We start from the raw sequence: 18,187 nt of genomic DNA on the forward strand, positions 1-18,187 counted from the left end.
TGAATTTATTCTAATAATTAAATATTATTCTAATAATTGAGAATTTTCTTTCTTTAATATCTATTATAATACCTAATTACCATTAATACACTATATTTTGTTAAATTTATATCAATTGTTGATATTAATTACAAATATTTTCCTTTATATTGTAACAAAAAAAATTCTGAAAACTTAAGTTTTCAGAATTTTCTTTATTATTTATTTCATTGGTTTATATTCTTGAATTATTTTCTCTGCAACCTTTAATCCATCAACTGCAGCTGATATTATGCCGCCTGCAAATCCAGCCCCTTCTCCAGCTGGGAATAGACCTTTAATAGATATACTTTGCAAGTTTTCATCTCTCGTCATTCTAATAGGAGCAGATGTTCTTGTTTCTATTCCTGTTAAAACTGAGTCATAGTTTCCGTATCCTTTTATTTTTTTATCAAAATCAACTATACCTTCTTTTAATGCTTCTATTACATAATCAGGAAGACATTCTCTTAAATCTTTAAATACATATCCTGCTGTATAACTAGGAGTAACAGAACCAAGCTTTGTACTTACTTTATCTTGCATAAAATCTCCAACTAATTGCACTGGAGCTTTATATTTTCCTCCTCCTACTTTAAATGCTAAACTTTCATAATGTCTTTGGAATTCCATTCCTCTAAGTGGTGAATCTCCTTCAAAGTCATCTGGTCCTACAGTAACAACTAAAGCTGAATTTGCGTTAGCTAAATCTCTAGCATGATAACTCATACCATTTGATACTAATCTTTCATTTTCGGAGGCTGCTGCAACCACAACTCCACCTGGGCACATACAGAATGAATATACAGCTCTCTTAAGCTTTTCACTTTGATATGTTAATTTGTATTCAGCTGCCTTAAGCTTTGGGTGCTGATACATGTCTCCATATTGACTTTTATTTATAAGCTCCTGTGGATGTTCTATTCTAACACCAATTGCAAAAGCTTTTGGTTGCATAAATACTTCCCTTTTATGTAACATTTCATATGTATCTCTTGAGCTATGTCCTATTGCAACAATAAGATTTTCACACCCTATTTCTTTCCCATTTACTATAATAGATTTTACCCTATCGTCTTCTGTTTTTATATCTTCTAATTTAGATGAAAATAAAACTTCCCCACCTAGTTCTTTTATTCTTTCTCTAATATTTTTTACTACACCCTTTAAAAGATCTGTTCCAACATGAGGTTTAGCTACATAAGTAATTTCTCCTGGTGCACCAGCTCTAACTAATTCCCTCAACACATAATCGCATCTTGTATCTTTTATTCTTGTAGTTAACTTACCATCTGAAAAAGCTCCAGCTCCACCTTCTCCAAATTGAACATTAGACTCTGTATTTAATTCACCAGTTTCCCAAAACTTATCAACAGTCTCTGTTCTTTTATCCACATCTTCTCCACGTTCTATCACCAAAGGTTTATATCCCTTTTCTGCTAATAATAATGCAGCAAATATTCCCGCTGGTCCAAATCCAACTACCACTGGTCTATTTTTTAATTCCTTTTCTCCTGAAACTATTTCTGCATTATAAGAAGGTACCTCAAACTTTACATCCTTATCTTTTAATTTATTAACTAATTTTTCTTCATTCTTATGTTCTATTTCTACACAATAGATGTATTTTATATCATTTTTCTTTCTAGCATCTAAGCTCTCTTTTATTATTTTAATATTTTTTATTTCTGATTCAGAAATCTTTAACTTTTTAGAAACTTTTTTAATTAATGTATTTTTATCTTCATCTATCTTTAAAGCTATATTATTAACTCTAATGGACATATTATAATCCCCTTTCTGCTACTCAATCTTATATATATTAAAGATTTATTACACCTTATATATAATTTAAATTAAACATTCATTTGATTGCACCTTATTTTAACATAAATTTATTATTAGTAGTATTATTTTTATATGTATTATTTACTACTATTTTCTTATGATAAATCATCTATATCATCTAAATTTATAAATGTCTTAAGAGAAAAAGCAAATAGCCATAGAAAGCATTATTCTTTTATAGCTATTTAACGTTATTTCAAACTTTTATCTTTTTTAATATATAAAAGAGATACATAGAAAATAACTATGTATCTCTTTACTTAAATTACTCATTATTATTAGCATTATTATTAGTATCAGATGGATTTTGAGCTACTTCTTTAGTTACCGTAAATGCTATTTTTTCAACAGAAACTATACTAAAGCTCTCATCTAAACCTTGAAGTGTAACCTTAGGTTCTTGTTCAAAGCTTCCATCTTCCTTAAATGCACTTACATCTATAGAAGCTTTTATATTATCGGCTGTTACATTTCCTAGCTCATTTTCATACCCACTTATAGTCACCTTAATAGTATCTTTAGCAGGTGTAACTTTTACGCCTTCAATTCCCCCTGTTATACTATATTTTATATTAAAATCCTTAGTTGCAAATTTTATTACATTAACTTTAACTGTAATATAATCTTCCCCTTGAGATAGTTTTAATCCTTCTGGAATCACTATTCCAAGGGATACATCTTTACTTTCATTTATTGAGCTTAAATTTAAAGGAGTTGAATTTACTTCACTTATTGTATCTAATATCTCCTTAGGCCCTAAAATTTCTACAAACTTTTTGTTGCTTTCTATAGACTTTAGTTTAAGCCCATTAGGTAATTGTCCCGTCGTAACTACATTTACTTTTACAGACTTACCCTTACTAACTTTTATCTCCACATTAGCAGATTTTTCTGAAAGTAAAACTCCCAAAACTTCATTTCCATCTTCATCTAATGGCTTTATATCATAACTGCCTACTACATTTTCAAAAACATCCTCTTTATTATCTGAAACAACTAAACTTGACACTCTTGTAACAACTGACTCTGCTCCTGTAACCTTAACTTCTTTTGGATCTATAGTTGCTACTGATGCAAAATATCCCTGTCTTGGTGTGACTATAATATCTGAAGTTATAGGCATGGTTTTTTCCACCATATCTTCTATTTTGACTGATACTGTCAGTGTATTTGTATTTCTTATACTTACCGTAATTGGATAATCTACTATAGATACAGGAACTTTATTTTCTCCCTTTTTCCAAGCATACTCGCTTAAATCAACTTGAACTTTAAAATCACTTTTCTTTATTTTATTTATATCACTTGTATTTCCCTCTACTTTTAAAGTTACATATAATTCCTGATTTGGGGTTAATGCTAATTTTGAGCTAGTTAAAGCTTCTGTATTAATTAACTCAACTGGTATTTTGCTTATTTCTGTAGTTCTTATTTTATTTTCTACATTAGTTACATAAACCCATAAGCCTATAGATAATAAAAGGCATATTACTGGTATTACTAATCTATTTTTTTCCTTATTATCCAAGCTTTCACCCTCTCCCCAGCTGATCTAACATTCTTTTTAACATTCTTTTTATCATTATGTTGCATCATTTTAAGTAAAATTACTCTTAATTTTTCTCTATCATAATTTCTTGTTAATCTACCATTTATCGCCAAGGATACTACTCCCGTTTCTTCGGATACCACTAAAACTATAGAATCTGAAACTTCTGATACACCTATTGCCGCTCTATGTCTTGTTCCAAGCTTTTTATTTATCGTATTATTATTTGTAAGTGGAAGTACACATCCTGACGCTAATATTCTATCTTTTCTTATTATAGTAGCACCATCATGTAATGGTGTATTAACAACAAAGATATTCTCTAGTAAATTTGAAGTTACTTTTGCATCTAAAATAGTTCCTGAATTAAGTATTTCTCCTAATCTAGTCGCCTGTTCTATAACTATTAATGCACCTGTTTTTGTTTCTGCTAAATTTTCAACTGCAGTAATTATTTCACTTACAGTTATGTTTCTTTTTTCTTCATCTTGAATATTGTGTATTTCTTCAAATGCACTTCTTCCTATGTGTTCTAATGCTCTTCTTATCTCTGGTTGAAATATTATAACAATAGATAAAAGACCAATGGTCAATGTCTTATTTAAAATGAAATTTAACATTTCTAATTTTAAGACATAACTTATAGGTATCAATGCCACCATAAGTATAATACCCTTCAAAAGTTGTTCTGCCCTTGTTTCTTTTATTAGTATATATCCTTTATAGAATATATAGGCAACTACTAATATATCTAAAACTGCAAATATAGATATATTTTTTAGTGTGTTTGTTATAACTGTACTAATCTCCTGCATAAAGGGCACCCCCTAGTTTTCATATATTATTTATTATACACCAATAAGTAAATTCTTAGTATAATATTTAAATTTTTTTAATTTTATAATATTTTTCACTTTACTGTAATATAAATTTATGTAAAGAAATTTATGTGGGGTGATAAACTTATGAAAGAAAAACTTAGTACTTTGTTCAAAGATTATAAAAATTTAACTGTATTCATAATATCGCTACTGTTACTCTTATCATTATCAACGTTTTTTATCATATATAACTCAGATTCTAATAGAGCTAAAAGAACTCTAAGAAATATTGGTAATGAATTAAATGACGTAAATAAAAATCTTGAATCAGGCATAAAAGATTTTACCATTGATACAACTAAATCCTATGACCTTTTAGTATCTGGATCAAGTAAACTAAAGGAATTATTAAACTCAACCTCTCAAATAGAAGACATTGATGCTGAAATTTCATCTATGAAAAATGACTTAAACAATGCTATAAGCTCTACTATAAGTTTATATGATAATTGCATCAATATTCTTTCTAATCCTAAAGATGTAAAATCTAGTACTGATTTAGATAATTTTAGTGTTTTCAAAGAAAATTGTCTAAAAGATTATTCTATTTTGGCACAAAACAAAATTGATATAGACTTTTCTAATAATACACTACAATTTTTTGATAATACTTATAATTACTTAAATACCATAATTAAGATTAATAGAGATTCTGAATTTCAAAATACTCAACAGCGAGAATTCTTTCTTCAGCTTGATTCATTTAATTCAGAATTTAACTCATTAAATGAAGACTTAATGCCCGCCATTAATAAAATAAGAGAAGATAAAAGAGACCTACAAGCTATAATTGATGATTTATATGGTAAGGAAAAATCTTATGAAAATTTAAAATCTAAAATTGTATCTATGTCTATTCCAGATGGCTGTATGGATATATATGATGCTTTAGATGAATACTTAAATATGTACTATATATATTTAAAATCTATTAAAGAAGCCGCTATATACGAAAAAACTTGCTCTGATATAGATAAGTTTTCTAAAGAAATTAACAAGAATTATAAGAATGCTTCTTCTAAAAGAGATGATGTAATAAACGCTTATTCTAATTACAAAAATATTCTCGAAAAATAATTTGTATTAAATTTTTCCTTTTGGAAATAATAATCTTGGATTATATATTATCCAAAAGGAGGTTATTTATGAAATATTTAAGAACAATACCTATTTTGTTTTTAACCTTTTTATTTTCAGCAGAGATACCTGTATTTGCTTATAAGAATGTTAGTTTAGTAGGTAATTCTAGCAATTCAATAAGCACTAATTTAAATGGAGAATTAAATAGTACTATAATAAATATGCCAAAAGAAAACGTAGTTGATGTATTCAATCATAATGACAACATGATATATTTAACAGAAGACGACATAAATTTAATGGCTAAAATCGTTTATGCTGAAAGTAAAGGTGAGCCCTATGAGGGTAAAGTTGCAGTTGCATCGGTTATTTTAAATAGGGTATTAAGTCCAGGATTTCCAAATAGCATTAGTGAAGTTGTATTCCAACCTAACGCATTCTCTTGCGTAGTGGATGGTCAAATATCTGTTACTCCAACTGAAGAGTGCTATAATGCAGTTTATGAAGCAATAAAAGGTAATGATCCTACAAATGAAGCATTATTCTTTTATAATCCTGCAATAGCTACTTGTTCCTGGATGCAAAGTGTTGAAAAAGCTGATAGTAAAGCTATTGGCCAACATTTATTTTTCAAAACTAATTATTAAAAATAAGATAATAGGAGTGCCAACAGACATTCCTATTATCTTATAATTTAAAACTTGTATTTCTTATATTAAGCTTGTTAGTCATTATCCCATATTAATAAAAAAGAAATTCAGCCAAAGCTGAATTTCAACATCAATTATCAATTATAAATTATTAATTATTCAAATGTTCCTTTTACAACAGGCTCTCCATTTTGTGTCATTATTTTTCCCATAGCTATAACAGTATCTATTTCTAATGAATTTTCATCTACTAAGACTAAATCTGCATCTTTTCCCGTTTCTATCGATCCCTTATTGGAAAGTTTTAATATCTCTGCAACATTAGATGTAATAACTTTAATTGCATCCTCAATCTTTATATTATATGTTTTAATAGCTTCTCTTACTTCTCCATATAAAGTTGATACAGAACAAATTCCTACTTTAGTTAAGTTTCCACCTTTATCAAATATCGGCATACTTCCGTTTCCATCTGATGAGAATGTTATATGTGATAAATCAACTTTATTATTAATTAAGATGCTTAATCCTTCACTTGCTCTTAATTCACCTGGTTCTAAGCAACCAGGATCTGAACTTGTAGTAAAGTCTATAAATCCGCCTTTCCTTACATATTCTTCTCCTGCTTCAAATAATTCTTTATTCCTATTAATATGGGTTGGAAGTAACTGTGTTGGAGGAATTTCTGTTTCTTTAATTAATTTAAATAAATAATCTAATTTTTTATCTCCATTGCCTAAATGAATATTTACTATTCCAGACTTTCCAGATAATAATCCCCCAACTCTAGCTTGTGCTACTGTTTGGGCAAACTGTGTAAATGTAGCTTGAGAACTCCTATTATCAGAAATGGCAACTTCTCCTACTCCAATAATTTTATCTACCAGCATTAAATCTCCTTTTATACTATTAGTTAGAGTTTTTACTGGTATTTCATATGAACCTGTATAACAATATGTTGTTATTCCCTCTTCTTCTAAAGCCTTTGCTTTAGCTATTAAACTAGCCATATCTCTACAAATTCCATCTGTTCCTATACATCCAACTACAGTTGTTATTCCAGCTGTCGTTAAATCTGTAAGCTTTATTTCTGGTGTTCTAGTTTTAAAACTTCCTTCTCCACCGGCTCCATTAATATGCACATGACAATCTATAAATCCTGGAAAAAGTAATTTTCCTGTTCCATTTATTATTTTTATATCTATAAAATCCTTCGGAATTTTTAAGTTTTCATATATTCCTTCAATTTTATTAGATAATATAACTACATCTTTCTCTCCTTGATACTCTGGAGAGTAAACCTTAATTCCCTTTATTACTGTTAACATCTACGTCACTCCTATAGTTAGTTATTTAAAATATCTATTATGTTAGTATTATTATAAATTGAATTTGAGTATTTACTTATAAGCTCTTTTGCATAATACTTACTTTTATCCTTATTCAAATCTCTATAAAGTAAAGCTATCTTATAATAAGACTCCTCTATATAGTTCCCATTTTCATAACTAGATATATATTTTTCAAAATTTTTTATTGCCTCGTTATTATCCCCTAATTTCTCATATGTGGAGGCTAATAAAAACATTATGTCATCATTTAAATGACTATTTTCTGCATAAATAATAGTACTTTCTAATATAACTTTTGTATCGTTGTATTTTTCTTCATCAAATGAATCAGTTGCTTTCATGTAGTTTTCTCTTATCTCATCTTCATTTAATATATGTTCATTTAAATTACTATCTTCTTTTTTATCTATGTCATTGCTACTTTCCTTCGTACTTGTATTAATAGACTCTGAATTAGTATCTAAATTACTTACATCAATGCTTTCACTTGCATCAACTTCTCCACTTTTATTAACTACTTCAAAATTATTTTCTGCATCATCTTTAAATCCATTTTGTAGTTTACCTTTTATCAATATTCCTGATGTTATAATAATACATATAATCCCTGTTATAATTATTGATTTTATAACTACGCTACTATTACTTTTTATGTTTAAAATTTCATCAATTTCTTTTTTTATACTTTTAGCTTCTATATTATATTTATCTACTGAAAATACTTTATCAATACACTTTTGACATTCAACATATTCACCTTTTCTCATATAGCATATTGCTAAAGCATTATTTACATTTATAGAATTATAATCACTTTCCTTACAAATCATTAAAATTTGTAGCGCTTCATCTATATTTAGATTTCTTATTAATTCTTCCGATTCCTTAAATAACTCTCTTCTATTAAAATCTATTTCTATATCTTTTAAATATGCCTTAGCAATCTCATCATCATTATGATATTTATTTATCTTCCATAGTGAAATAGCCTCTTCAAGCTCTCCTTTTAAATATAATAGCAATCCTTTTAAATTAAGTAAGTTTGAATCTTCTAAGCTTCTTGATATCCCTATCTCACAAATTTCTATGGCCTTGTCTATATATCCATTGTTATATAAATTAAGTGCTTTTTTATATTCCTTTTTATTATTATTTTTCATTTATTATTACCTCATTAAAATTTATAAGTAAAATATCAATCCTAAAATAGCCGATATCACTATAACTAATATAGGATGAACTTTTTTACTTAATAGTACTACTCCTATTATCGAAGTGATTATTATACTCTTTAAATCTAAATAAGATTCTTTTGCTAAATCTAAAAAAGCTTTTATTATTAATGCAATTAACACAGGCCTCATTCCCATTAAAGCACCTTTAACAACTGTAGATTCCTTAAACTTATCTAATGTCTTACTTATTATGGAGACTAATACAAATGAAGTTATTACTACTCCAATAGTAGCCATAATACTTCCCAAGACTCCAGATAATTTATATCCAACAAAAGTTGCTGAATTTATTGCAACTGGTCCAGGAGTCATTTGAGATATACCTATAATATCCATAAATTCATTTATATTAATCCAATTATTATTTTCTACTATTTCTCTTTGAATAAAAGGAAGCATAGCATATCCTCCCCCAAAGCTAAACGAACCTATTTTAAAGAAAGAAAAAAATAACTTTATTAATAATTCCAACTAGCTCACCTTCTTCCTTAAAAATATGACTCCATATATAGCTGATACTATTATTACTATAATTGGATGAATATCAAATAATGTTAGTGCTATAAGTGCCACTATAATAGTTACTATAGTTCTTGTACTTTTTTCCAATCCCTTACTTAAGCTTATTGCTCCAACTAATACTAACATTGGAACTGCTGCAGTTATTCCCTTAAAGGCTGCATTAACATAATAATTATTTCTAAATTGCATAAAGAAAGCTGCAATTATGATAATTATTATAAATGATGGTAATATTACTGCTAATAAAGCCATTATTGCTCCTATTAATCCTCCAATTTTATATCCTAGAAATATTGAACAGTTAACTGCTAATGCACCTGGAAGGCTTTGTGATACAACTAATACATCCATAAATTCTTCTTTTTCAAGCCATTTTTTATTATTAACAACTTCCTCTTCTATCAATGGAATCATTGCATAACCTCCACCAAAAGTAAAAGCTCCTATCTTAAAAAACGCAATAAACATTTCTATAATTTTATTCATACCTTCACCACCTTAATTAATTTTATTATATTTTATATTATACATTTACTAATCATGTAAATTGTTAATTAAAACAGATATATTTTTCAAAAATAAAAAGCCGCATTAATAGTATGCGACTTTTCTTTATTTTAATTATTCTTGTTCTAATATTATTTTCTTAGCTGTTAATATTGATGTAGCACTCATTGAGAATTCATCTAAACCATATTCAACTAATGTTGGAATTGCAGCTTCATCTCCTGCCATTTCTCCACACATTCCAACCCATTTACCGTGCTTATGAGCTCCATCTATAGTCATCTTTATTAATCTTAATACAGCTGGGTGCATTGGATTATAAAGGTATGATACTTTTTCACTCATTCTATCAGCAGCTAAAGTGTATTGGATTAAGTCGTTTGTTCCTATTGAGAAGAAATCTACATGCTTAGCTAATTCATCTGCATATACAGCAGCTGCAGGGATTTCAACCATTATACCCCATTGAATTTTTTCTGAGTATTCTATTCCTTCAGCCTTTAATTCCGCTTTACATTCTTCTACAAATTCCTTTGCAGCTTGGAATTCTTCTAAACCTGAAATCATAGGGAACATTACTGCAAGATTTCCATAAACAGAAGCTCTAAGTAAAGCTCTGATTTGAACCTTGAATATATCTTTTCTATCTAAACATAATCTTATAGCTCTGTATCCTAAGAATGGATTCATTTCTTGTGGTAATGGTAAGTATGGAAGTGTCTTATCTCCACCGATATCTAATGTTCTTATAACAACTTGTTTTCCATCCATTACTTCAAGAACTTTTTTATAGGATTCAAATTGTTCTTCTTCTGTTGGAGCTGAATCTCTATCCATATATAAGAACTCAGTTCTGAACAATCCAACACCGTCTCCACCATTTGCAACTACTGCTTCCGCATCTGCTGGTGAACCTATGTTTCCACAAACTTCAACTCTTCTTCCTGATTTAGTAACTGTCTTTACAGTTATTAATTTCTTTAATTCTTCTTGTTCTGCTAAGAATTTTTCTCTCTTAGCTGTATATTCATCTATAACTGATTGTTCAGGGTTTATTATACATATTCCCTCAATACCATCAACTATAACAGTATCTCCATTTTTAACTGATGTAGTTATATCTTTTAAACCTACTATTGCTGGTATTTCTAAAGTTCTAGCCATAATAGCAGAGTGAGAAGTTCTTCCTCCGATATTAGTTAAGAAACCAACAACTTTACTTCTATCTAATTGTGCTGTATCTGATGGAGTTAAATCGTGAGCTACAACTATAGTGTTTGCTTCAGTTATAGCAAATGCATCTCCACCTTTTCCTGCTAAGTTTGAGATTATTCTCTTAGAAACGTCTTTTATATCAGCAGCTCTTTCTTTCATATACTCATCTTCCATAGAATCAAAAATCATTACAAATGTATTTGTAACATTTTCAACTGCTTTCATTGCATTTATGCTATTTGATTCTATTTCTAATAACATTCCGCCAGTAAATTCTGGATCATCTAATAAAGTTAGGTGAGCTTCGAAAACTTGAGCTTCATGTTCTCCTATTTCTGCTAAAGCTTTATCTCTAATAGCAGTTAATTGAACTTTTGCTTGCTCTAAAGCCTTTTGTAGAACTTCTTTTTCTGCCTCTACATTAGAAACTTTCGCATCTGTTATTACTATTTCTTCGTGTTCTTGTAAAAATACTTTTCCTATTGCATAACCTTTAGACGCAGCTATACCTTTTTTCATTTCCGAGATTCCTCCTTAATAATAGCTATAAATTCAAATTCTATATGAAATTTATAGAAAGTACTAATCTGTTTTATAAATTACAACTACATGTATTATAACATATTTTTCACCTATGTTAATACGAATACACATAATTTTTATTATTTTCTATCATTAATTTCATCTTTTTATTTATTTTATTTACATATTTTCTATATAAGTATAATTATACTAAAAAATTTTACATTTTCTTCAAAATAAATAATGCTTTCACCATCTATTTGATATATTTATTGCCTTTATTATAGCTAAAAGAATAGTTAAAAAGGCTGTTCTAAACAGCCTTTTATTATAAAAATATAATTCGACAATCTATTCTCACATTTTATTATTTTCTATAAATCATCTATAAGTGCTCCAGCCTTAGCATAAGCAGTTGATTTTGCCTCAAAGAAATCTGTCTTTACTGAATTAGCATCTGATAATATATCTACCCAAGCTGCTGGATTGTTATCATGCCCTTCATAAATTGCATCTAATCCTATTGCCTTCATTCTTAAGTTCCCTAGATATTTTATATAATCATTGATTAAGTTTTTATTTATTCCTTGAATATTATCACCAATAACATAATTTCCCCAAGAAATTTCATGTTCAACTGCAGTTTTCATCATTTCTTTCAGTTGATTTTTTACCTCATCTGTAAATATTTCAGGTTGCTCTAACTGTAATTCTTTTAATATATTTCTAAACAACCAAAGATGGGTATTTTCATCTCTATTTATATATCTAATTTCTTGTGCTGACCCTGGCATTTTACCATTTCTCTCTAAATTATAGAAGAACATAAAGCCTGAATAAAAATATATTCCTTCTAATATATAGTTTGCCATTATAGTTTTAATAAGATTTTCTTGAGTTGGTGCCTCTAAGAAATTATTATACAATTCTCCTATGAATTTATTTCTTTCTAATAATATTTTATCATCTTTCCATTGATATAATATTTCATTTCTTTTTTCTGGAGAGCATATTGTATCTAACATATAACTATAACTTTGTGAATGAACAGCTTCTTGAAAAGCTTGTATTGTTAAGCATAAATTAACTTCACTAGCTGTAATATAATTATTAATATTAGATAAATTTGCAGTTTGTATTGAGTCTAAGAATATTAAGAAAGAAAGTATTTTATCATAAGCTGTTCTTTCATCATTTGTTAACTTATTATAATCCTTTAAATCCTGAGCAAGATTTATTTCTTCTGGAATCCAGAAATTATTCATCGCTTGCCTATACCAATCTGAAACCCAAGTATATTTCATATTATTAAAATCATTTAAGTTAGTAGTATTTCCATTTATCATTCTCTTTTTAGATGTTTCAGTATCACCAAACTCGTTAAAAAGAGGCTTTTTATTTATAAACATTTATTACCCTCCAAGACCTTATTAGTATTCTTTCGAACTTATGCTGAACAACTTTCACAATCACTTACTGTTAAGGATTTTGAACGCACATAGTATATAGATTTAACTCCAGCTTTGCAAGCTTCTATATATAAATTCATAATTTGTCTCATGGTATAATTAGTTGTTATATATAAATTAAATGATTGCCCTTGATCTATATGTCTTTGTCTAATCCCATTTATTTGCACACACCACTTTTGATCTATATTATATGCAGAGTTATAATACCAATAGTTTTCTTCACTTAAGTTTGGTGCAGTTTTTGGTATTATACTTCCTTTCTTTTCTTCAAGCCAAAATCTAGCCATTACTGGATCTATTCCTTCTGAAGTACCTGCTATAGTTGCTGTTGAACCATTTGGGGCTACCGCCATTAGGTATCCATTTCTCATTCCATGAGTATTTACTTCTTCTCTTAGTTGATTCCATTTTTCAGATTTATATCCTCTAAGTTCAAAGTAATTTCCATTATGCCAATCTGATCCTTCAAAACATGAATATCTTCCCTTTTCTTTTGAAATATTCATACTTGCCTTTATTGCATGATAGTTAATTCTCTCATAAACATCATCTGCAAATTCCTTATGACTATCTTCTGTCCAATGAATTAAATTATTTGCAAGCATATGGTGATATCCACTTGTTCCAAGTCCTATTGCCCTATATTTTTTATTAGTCACTTCTGCAAATGGTACTGAATAATAGTTTAAATCTATTACATTGTCCATAGCTCTTATTTGAGTTTCTACAACATATCCTAGCTCTTCATCATTTTTAACATCAATATTTCCTAAAACTACTGATGATAAATTACATACTACAAAATCACCTGATTTTGTTTTTTCAATTATTATAGTATCTCCATTTTCATCTTTTACTTCTGATTGTTGTATATCCATTGAGCTCATATTTTGCATAATTTCTGTACAAAGGTTTGATGAGTAAATCATTCCTTTATGCTTATTTGGATTCATCTTATTTACTGTATCTCTATAAAAAGCAAATGGAGTTCCAGTTTCAGCAGCACTCTTTATTATTAATCTAACAATTTCTTTTACCGACATAACTCTTTTACTTATACTGTCATCTTCAACACATTCGTAATATTTCTTTTCCCACTCTTCTCCATAGAAATCTTCTAATGAATATCCCTTTGCTAATCTAATTTCATGAGGACACATCATATACCAGTTTGCATCTATATCTGTTTCTGCAAGTTTCCAAAATAAATCTGGATAGCAAAGTCCTGGAAAGACATCATGTGCTTTCTTTCTATCATCACCATTATTAGTTTTTAATTGTAAGAATTCTGGTAGATCCTTATGCCATGCATCTAACCATATGGCAACTGATCCATTTCTAACTCCTAGTTGATCTACTGCTATAGCTGTATCATTAAATAATTTTACCCATGGTATTACTCCACCTGAAGCTCCCTTAAATCCTCTTATAGGTGATTCTAAAGCTCTAACTTTACCAATATATATTCCCATTCCGCCACCAAACTTTGAAACCTCTGCAAAGTTATCAAGTGACTTATATATACCCTTTAAACTATCTTGTACTGTATCTATAAAGCATGAGCTTAATTGATAAAATGGTTTTCTAGCATTAGACATTGTTGGTGTCGCCATAGTTGCCTTAAGAGAACTTAATACATCGTAAAATCTCTTTGCCCATAATACTCTTACTTCCTTTTTTTCTGGAATAGCTAAATGCATTGCTATCCCCATAAACATTTGCTGCGGAAGCTCTAATATACTTCTATCAAAGTCTTGAATCAAATATCTTTTTGCTAAAAGATTTATTCCACTATACGTAAATAAGAAATCTCTTTCTGGTTTAATTTCATTTTCTAGCTCTAATATCTCTTCTCTTGTATAATTTTCTAATATGTATTTCCCATAAAGTCCTTTTTCAGTTAATTTATTTATAAATCCATATAAATCTCCATATATATTTTCGTCATTATTAATCTCTCTATTTTTTCTTATCTTATCGTAAAGTTTAAATACATACAGTCTTGCCGCTGCATTTTGCCATCTTGGCTCCATATCTGATGTAAGCTCTAAAGCTACTTGTATTATTGAATCTCTTATTTCCTCATCTTTCATATTAGGTCTAACTATATGATTTAACGCTTCTAAAAGCCTTTCTACTGTATAAATCCTTTGACCATTATCTATTCCATCTAAAGCTAACCTACAAATATTAAGTAAATGTGTCATACTCTTCCCCTTCCACTACATATAGTATGTAATATTCTTTCTATTTCCATGAATATACAATATATAGTTCATTATAATTTCTATTTTTTCCTTTGTAAAATTTAATAATCTAATGCTAAACAAGAAAAAATGGAGATATTCATTTAATATCTCCTTTTTTCACCTTTAATAATAGTTTTCACAAATAATTTTTATTTTTTAAAATTAAAAATTAAATAATACTAATTACTTTAACTTCTCAATCCAATCAGCTTCCTTAAATCCAACTAAAACAGTATTATCCTTTATTACTAGTGGTCTCTTTACTAGCATTCCATTAGATGCTAATATATCTAAAAGTTCATCTTCTGGTAATACTTTAACTTTATCTTTTAATTGCATTTCTCTATATAATACACCTGATGTATTGAAGAATTTATTAATTGGTAACCCACTTTTAGCTATCCAATCTTTTAGCTCTTCTTTTGTTGGATTTTCATCTGCTATATGTCTATCTATAAATTCTATATTATTTTCTGTTAAAAACTTTTTTGCTTTTCTACATGTAGTACACTTTGGGTATTCAACAAATAAAACTGACATATTATCACTCCTATATTTAATTATTATTATTTAATTATTATTATAACATATTATTTCTTAGGTATGATTAAATAAATTTTAAACATATCTCCTTCTACTTCTATTTTTATACTTCCATTATGAAGCTCTATTATACTTTTTGTTATGGCAAGTCCCATGCCAGAACCTTCTACAGATGAATTTCTTGATTTATCAGCCCTTGCAAATCTCTCAAATATATCTTGAGTATTAAAATCCATTTCATAATTAGATATATTTTTAAAAGATACTTCTACTAAGTTTTCTTTAGAATTTATATCTATATATACTCTAGTATTATTAAGTGAATATTTTAATGCATTTACTATTATATTTTCAAATACCCTGGACATTAATTTACCATCTAAATCAACAAATATTTCATCTTCATTTGTATTTACCTTAAATTCCATATTTTTTTCTTCATATAAATTTGAATATTCTCCAACACCTTGATATACTAAAGAAACTATATCTATTTCATGTTTCTCTATAGTCATTTTACCGCTGTTTAGTTTTGATACCTCAAACAAGTCTTCTATAAGAGTCTTTAACCTTTTTGAACTTCTATCTAATATAGTCAAATAATCTTTTCTTTCTTCTTCTGTTATATTAGTATCATTTAATATATTTACATAGTTTATTATTGATGTTAATGGTGTTTTTAAGTCATGAGAAACATTGGAAATTAATTCTGTCTTTAACTTTTCATTTTTTACTTTCTCATTTAAAGCTATTATATAACCTTCTCTTATTTGATTTATATTTTCTACTAACTCTTTAACTTCTCTTTCACCAATATCACTTATTTTATATTCTAATTCGCCTGAATTAATTTTCTTCAATCCATCATTAATAACTGAAATATCAAGACTTTTCTTCAATGAATATAAAACACATACTAATGGAATTAACACTAAAATTAAAGTTCCCTTAAATGGATATCTAGTTAAAAATGTTATCAAAACATTTTGGTTTCTTATTCCTGCAATTAAATATAAATACACTAATATTACTGCTATTGCTCCACCAAAAGAAACCATAATTTTATTACGTGTATTTTTGTATTTGTAACCATATCTTAAAACGTATATAAGTCTCTTTAAAACTTTAATTTCTAAATGTATATTTTTACTATTAATTACAGAATTTATTATTATCTTTAGTAAAAGTACTATAGCTAGGATCGTTAACACTATCATTACTTTTGCTGTTATAGTATCTGTTTTTATAAGGTATGTATATACACTAGGATCTCTATAATATATCTCTATATATTTATCTACATTTTGTTTACTTATCTTATCTGTAGTACTTGTAACATAATAATTATATTTATCTTTATTGTCTATTCTAACAGATGGATAGCCAAATTCCTTCAAATACGCATTTATATTATCTTCAAGCAAAGCTACAGTATTATCATACTTTTCTACAGATTCACGTAATTTTACATCATTTGTCGTAAAATTTCCTGTTTCTTTATTTATTAATACATAAAATAAATCACCATAAAAATAATTATTCTCTGATAGACGCTCATTTTCGTATTCTATTGACCTAATATCCTCCAGATTATTAGTATTTGAATATATATACTTTGATACATCTTTACTTTCATAATATATCATCGATTCTATGTATTTATCCTTATTGAATAATGCATCAAATGTTCCTGCTCCTAAATCTGAAAAAGTATTATTAAAAGATTGGTAATATCCTATAGTTAATGAAATTAATAATATACATACAGTTAAAATTTCTATTCCCCATACACCAGTTATATACCTTTTAATCTTCTCTTTCAATTTTATATCCAACTCCCCACACTACCTTTATATATTCAGGATCTTTTGTATTAATTTCTATCTTTTCTCTTATCCTTCTAATATGAACAGTTACAGTATTTTCACTTCTATAAAATGGTTCTTCCCATACTTTTTCATATATTTCTTTTATAGAGAAAACTCTTCCTAAGTTTGAAGCTAGAAGTTGAAGTATTTTAAATTCTGTTGCCGTAACTTTTACATCTTCTCCTCTTAAAAAAATTGTTTTTTCCTTATTATTTATTATCAAATCCCTTACCTCTATTATATCTGGACTCTCTCCTTCTAATTCCAAGGGCTTTTGATATCTTCTTAACTGAGACTTTACTCTAGCAACAAGTTCTAAATGATTAAATGGTTTAGCTATATAATCATCAGCCCCTACATTTAAACCTAATATCTTATCACTATCTTCTCCTTTTGCTGATAACATTATAATAGGCAAATTCCTTTTTTCTCTAATCTTTAGACATGTTTTTATTCCATCCATTCTTGGCATCATTATATCCAAAACTATTAGATGTATTTTTTCTTTATCTAATAGCTCCAAAGCCTCTACGCCATCTTTAGCTTTAAAGACTTTCATGCCTTCTCCTCTTAGATATATATCAATAGCATCTCTAATTTCCTTTTCATCGTCAACTACTAAAACATTAAACATATTTTCACCCCTCTATCTTATCCTATAATTATAATATCTTAT

At 27.9% G+C, this 18,187-nt stretch carries 15 protein-coding genes; 2 read left to right on the forward strand and 13 right to left on the reverse strand.

Annotation, left to right across the window (positions count from 1 at the left end; all coding sequences use genetic code 11):
- Window positions 1-201: 201 nt before the first annotated feature.
- The 3 genes from CSBG_RS15800 to cdaA form a co-directional block, all read right to left on the reverse strand.
- A complete protein-coding gene (locus tag CSBG_RS15800; protein ID WP_008681118.1) occupies window positions 202-1,803 on the reverse strand; it encodes an FAD-dependent protein in 1,602 nt (533 codons plus the stop codon).
- Between the two features lie 328 nt (window positions 1,804-2,131).
- Window positions 2,132-3,394 carry a CdaR family protein gene (locus tag CSBG_RS15805; RefSeq protein WP_008681120.1) on the reverse strand — a complete coding sequence of 421 codons (1,263 nt, stop codon included), beginning with the start codon at window positions 3,392-3,394 and terminating at the stop codon, window positions 2,132-2,134.
- Window positions 3,367-4,230, reverse strand: coding sequence for a diadenylate cyclase CdaA (cdaA, locus tag CSBG_RS15810; protein WP_008681122.1), 864 nt, complete (start codon window positions 4,228-4,230; stop codon window positions 3,367-3,369). Before cdaA ends, CSBG_RS15805 begins: the two co-directional genes overlap by 28 nt.
- 150 nt (window positions 4,231-4,380) lie before the next feature.
- Between cdaA and CSBG_RS15815 the strand changes: the two genes are divergently transcribed.
- The gene (locus CSBG_RS15815; RefSeq protein WP_142419310.1) at window positions 4,381-5,373 is read left to right on the forward strand and encodes a hypothetical protein; all 993 of its coding nucleotides are present in this window, start codon (window positions 4,381-4,383) and stop codon (window positions 5,371-5,373) included.
- 68 nt (window positions 5,374-5,441) lie between these two features.
- Window positions 5,442-6,023: a cell wall hydrolase gene (locus CSBG_RS15820; protein ID WP_008681127.1), complete on the forward strand. Its 582-nt coding sequence runs from the start codon at window positions 5,442-5,444 to the stop codon at window positions 6,021-6,023.
- A gap of 158 nt (window positions 6,024-6,181) precedes the next feature.
- Here the strand turns inward: CSBG_RS15820 and iadA are convergent, their stop codons facing one another.
- The 10 genes from iadA to CSBG_RS15870 all read right to left on the reverse strand — a co-directional run bounded on the left by iadA (window position 6,182) and on the right by CSBG_RS15870 (window position 18,145).
- Window positions 6,182-7,354: a beta-aspartyl-peptidase gene (iadA, locus tag CSBG_RS15825; protein ID WP_008681129.1), complete on the reverse strand. Its 1,173-nt coding sequence runs from the start codon at window positions 7,352-7,354 to the stop codon at window positions 6,182-6,184.
- Window positions 7,355-7,371: 17 nt separating this feature from the next.
- Window positions 7,372-8,538: a tetratricopeptide repeat protein gene (locus CSBG_RS15830; protein WP_008681130.1), complete on the reverse strand. Its 1,167-nt coding sequence runs from the start codon at window positions 8,536-8,538 to the stop codon at window positions 7,372-7,374.
- 21 nt (window positions 8,539-8,559) lie between these two features.
- Window positions 8,560-9,084: a chromate transporter gene (locus tag CSBG_RS15835; protein ID WP_008681131.1), complete on the reverse strand. Its 525-nt coding sequence runs from the start codon at window positions 9,082-9,084 to the stop codon at window positions 8,560-8,562.
- Window positions 9,085-9,621, reverse strand: a complete 537-nt coding sequence (locus tag CSBG_RS15840; protein ID WP_008681132.1) for a chromate transporter — start codon at window positions 9,619-9,621, stop codon at window positions 9,085-9,087.
- A 135-nt stretch (window positions 9,622-9,756) separates the two neighbouring features.
- Complete coding sequence (gene ptsP / locus CSBG_RS15845; protein WP_008681133.1) at window positions 9,757-11,376, reverse strand: phosphoenolpyruvate--protein phosphotransferase; 1,620 nt, start codon at window positions 11,374-11,376, stop codon at window positions 9,757-9,759.
- A gap of 377 nt (window positions 11,377-11,753) precedes the next feature.
- Window positions 11,754-12,788 (reverse strand): ribonucleotide-diphosphate reductase subunit beta, encoded by a 1,035-nt coding sequence (locus CSBG_RS15850; RefSeq protein ID WP_008681134.1) that lies wholly within the window; start codon window positions 12,786-12,788, stop codon window positions 11,754-11,756.
- Window positions 12,789-12,826: 38 nt separating this feature from the next.
- Complete coding sequence (locus CSBG_RS15855; protein WP_008681135.1) at window positions 12,827-15,058, reverse strand: ribonucleoside-diphosphate reductase subunit alpha; 2,232 nt, start codon at window positions 15,056-15,058, stop codon at window positions 12,827-12,829.
- Between the two features lie 225 nt (window positions 15,059-15,283).
- On the reverse strand, window positions 15,284-15,640 hold the full coding sequence (locus CSBG_RS15860) for an arsenate reductase family protein (protein ID WP_008681137.1): 357 nt from the start codon (window positions 15,638-15,640) through the stop codon (window positions 15,284-15,286).
- 50 nt (window positions 15,641-15,690) lie between these two features.
- On the reverse strand, window positions 15,691-17,466 hold the full coding sequence (locus CSBG_RS15865; RefSeq protein ID WP_008681138.1) for a HAMP domain-containing sensor histidine kinase: 1,776 nt from the start codon (window positions 17,464-17,466) through the stop codon (window positions 15,691-15,693).
- A complete protein-coding gene (locus CSBG_RS15870) occupies window positions 17,450-18,145 on the reverse strand; it encodes a response regulator transcription factor (RefSeq protein WP_008681140.1) in 696 nt (231 codons plus the stop codon). The genes CSBG_RS15865 and CSBG_RS15870 overlap by 17 nt, the downstream gene beginning before the upstream one ends.
- Between the last annotated feature and the right edge of the window lie 42 nt (window positions 18,146-18,187).

The organism is Clostridium sp. 7_2_43FAA, assembly GCF_000158375.2.
In the GTDB taxonomy this organism is placed as follows: Bacteria; Bacillota; Clostridia; order Clostridiales; family Clostridiaceae; genus Clostridium; species Clostridium tertium.

Excerpts from the sequence above, each read along its gene's own strand:
- CSBG_RS15840 (WP_008681132.1), bottom strand. The coding sequence starts at position 9,621 with ATGAATAAAATTATAGAAATGTTTATTGCGTTTTTTAAGATAGGAGCT.
- CSBG_RS15815 (WP_142419310.1), top strand. The coding sequence starts at position 4,381 with ATGAAAGAAAAACTTAGTACTTTGTTCAAAGATTATAAAAATTTAACT.
- CSBG_RS15820 (WP_008681127.1), top strand. The coding sequence starts at position 5,442 with ATGAAATATTTAAGAACAATACCTATTTTGTTTTTAACCTTTTTATTT.
- CSBG_RS15800 (WP_008681118.1), bottom strand. The coding sequence starts at position 1,803 with ATGTCCATTAGAGTTAATAATATAGCTTTAAAGATAGATGAAGATAAA.
- cdaA (WP_008681122.1), bottom strand. The coding sequence starts at position 4,230 with ATGCAGGAGATTAGTACAGTTATAACAAACACACTAAAAAATATATCT.
- iadA (WP_008681129.1), bottom strand. The coding sequence starts at position 7,354 with ATGTTAACAGTAATAAAGGGAATTAAGGTTTACTCTCCAGAGTATCAA.
- CSBG_RS15830 (WP_008681130.1), bottom strand. The coding sequence starts at position 8,538 with ATGAAAAATAATAATAAAAAGGAATATAAAAAAGCACTTAATTTATAT.
- ptsP (WP_008681133.1), bottom strand. The coding sequence starts at position 11,376 with ATGAAAAAAGGTATAGCTGCGTCTAAAGGTTATGCAATAGGAAAAGTA.
- CSBG_RS15860 (WP_008681137.1), bottom strand. The coding sequence starts at position 15,640 with ATGTCAGTTTTATTTGTTGAATACCCAAAGTGTACTACATGTAGAAAA.
- CSBG_RS15870 (WP_008681140.1), bottom strand. The coding sequence starts at position 18,145 with ATGTTTAATGTTTTAGTAGTTGACGATGAAAAGGAAATTAGAGATGCT.
- CSBG_RS15855 (WP_008681135.1), bottom strand. The coding sequence starts at position 15,058 with ATGACACATTTACTTAATATTTGTAGGTTAGCTTTAGATGGAATAGAT.
- CSBG_RS15850 (WP_008681134.1), bottom strand. The coding sequence starts at position 12,788 with ATGTTTATAAATAAAAAGCCTCTTTTTAACGAGTTTGGTGATACTGAA.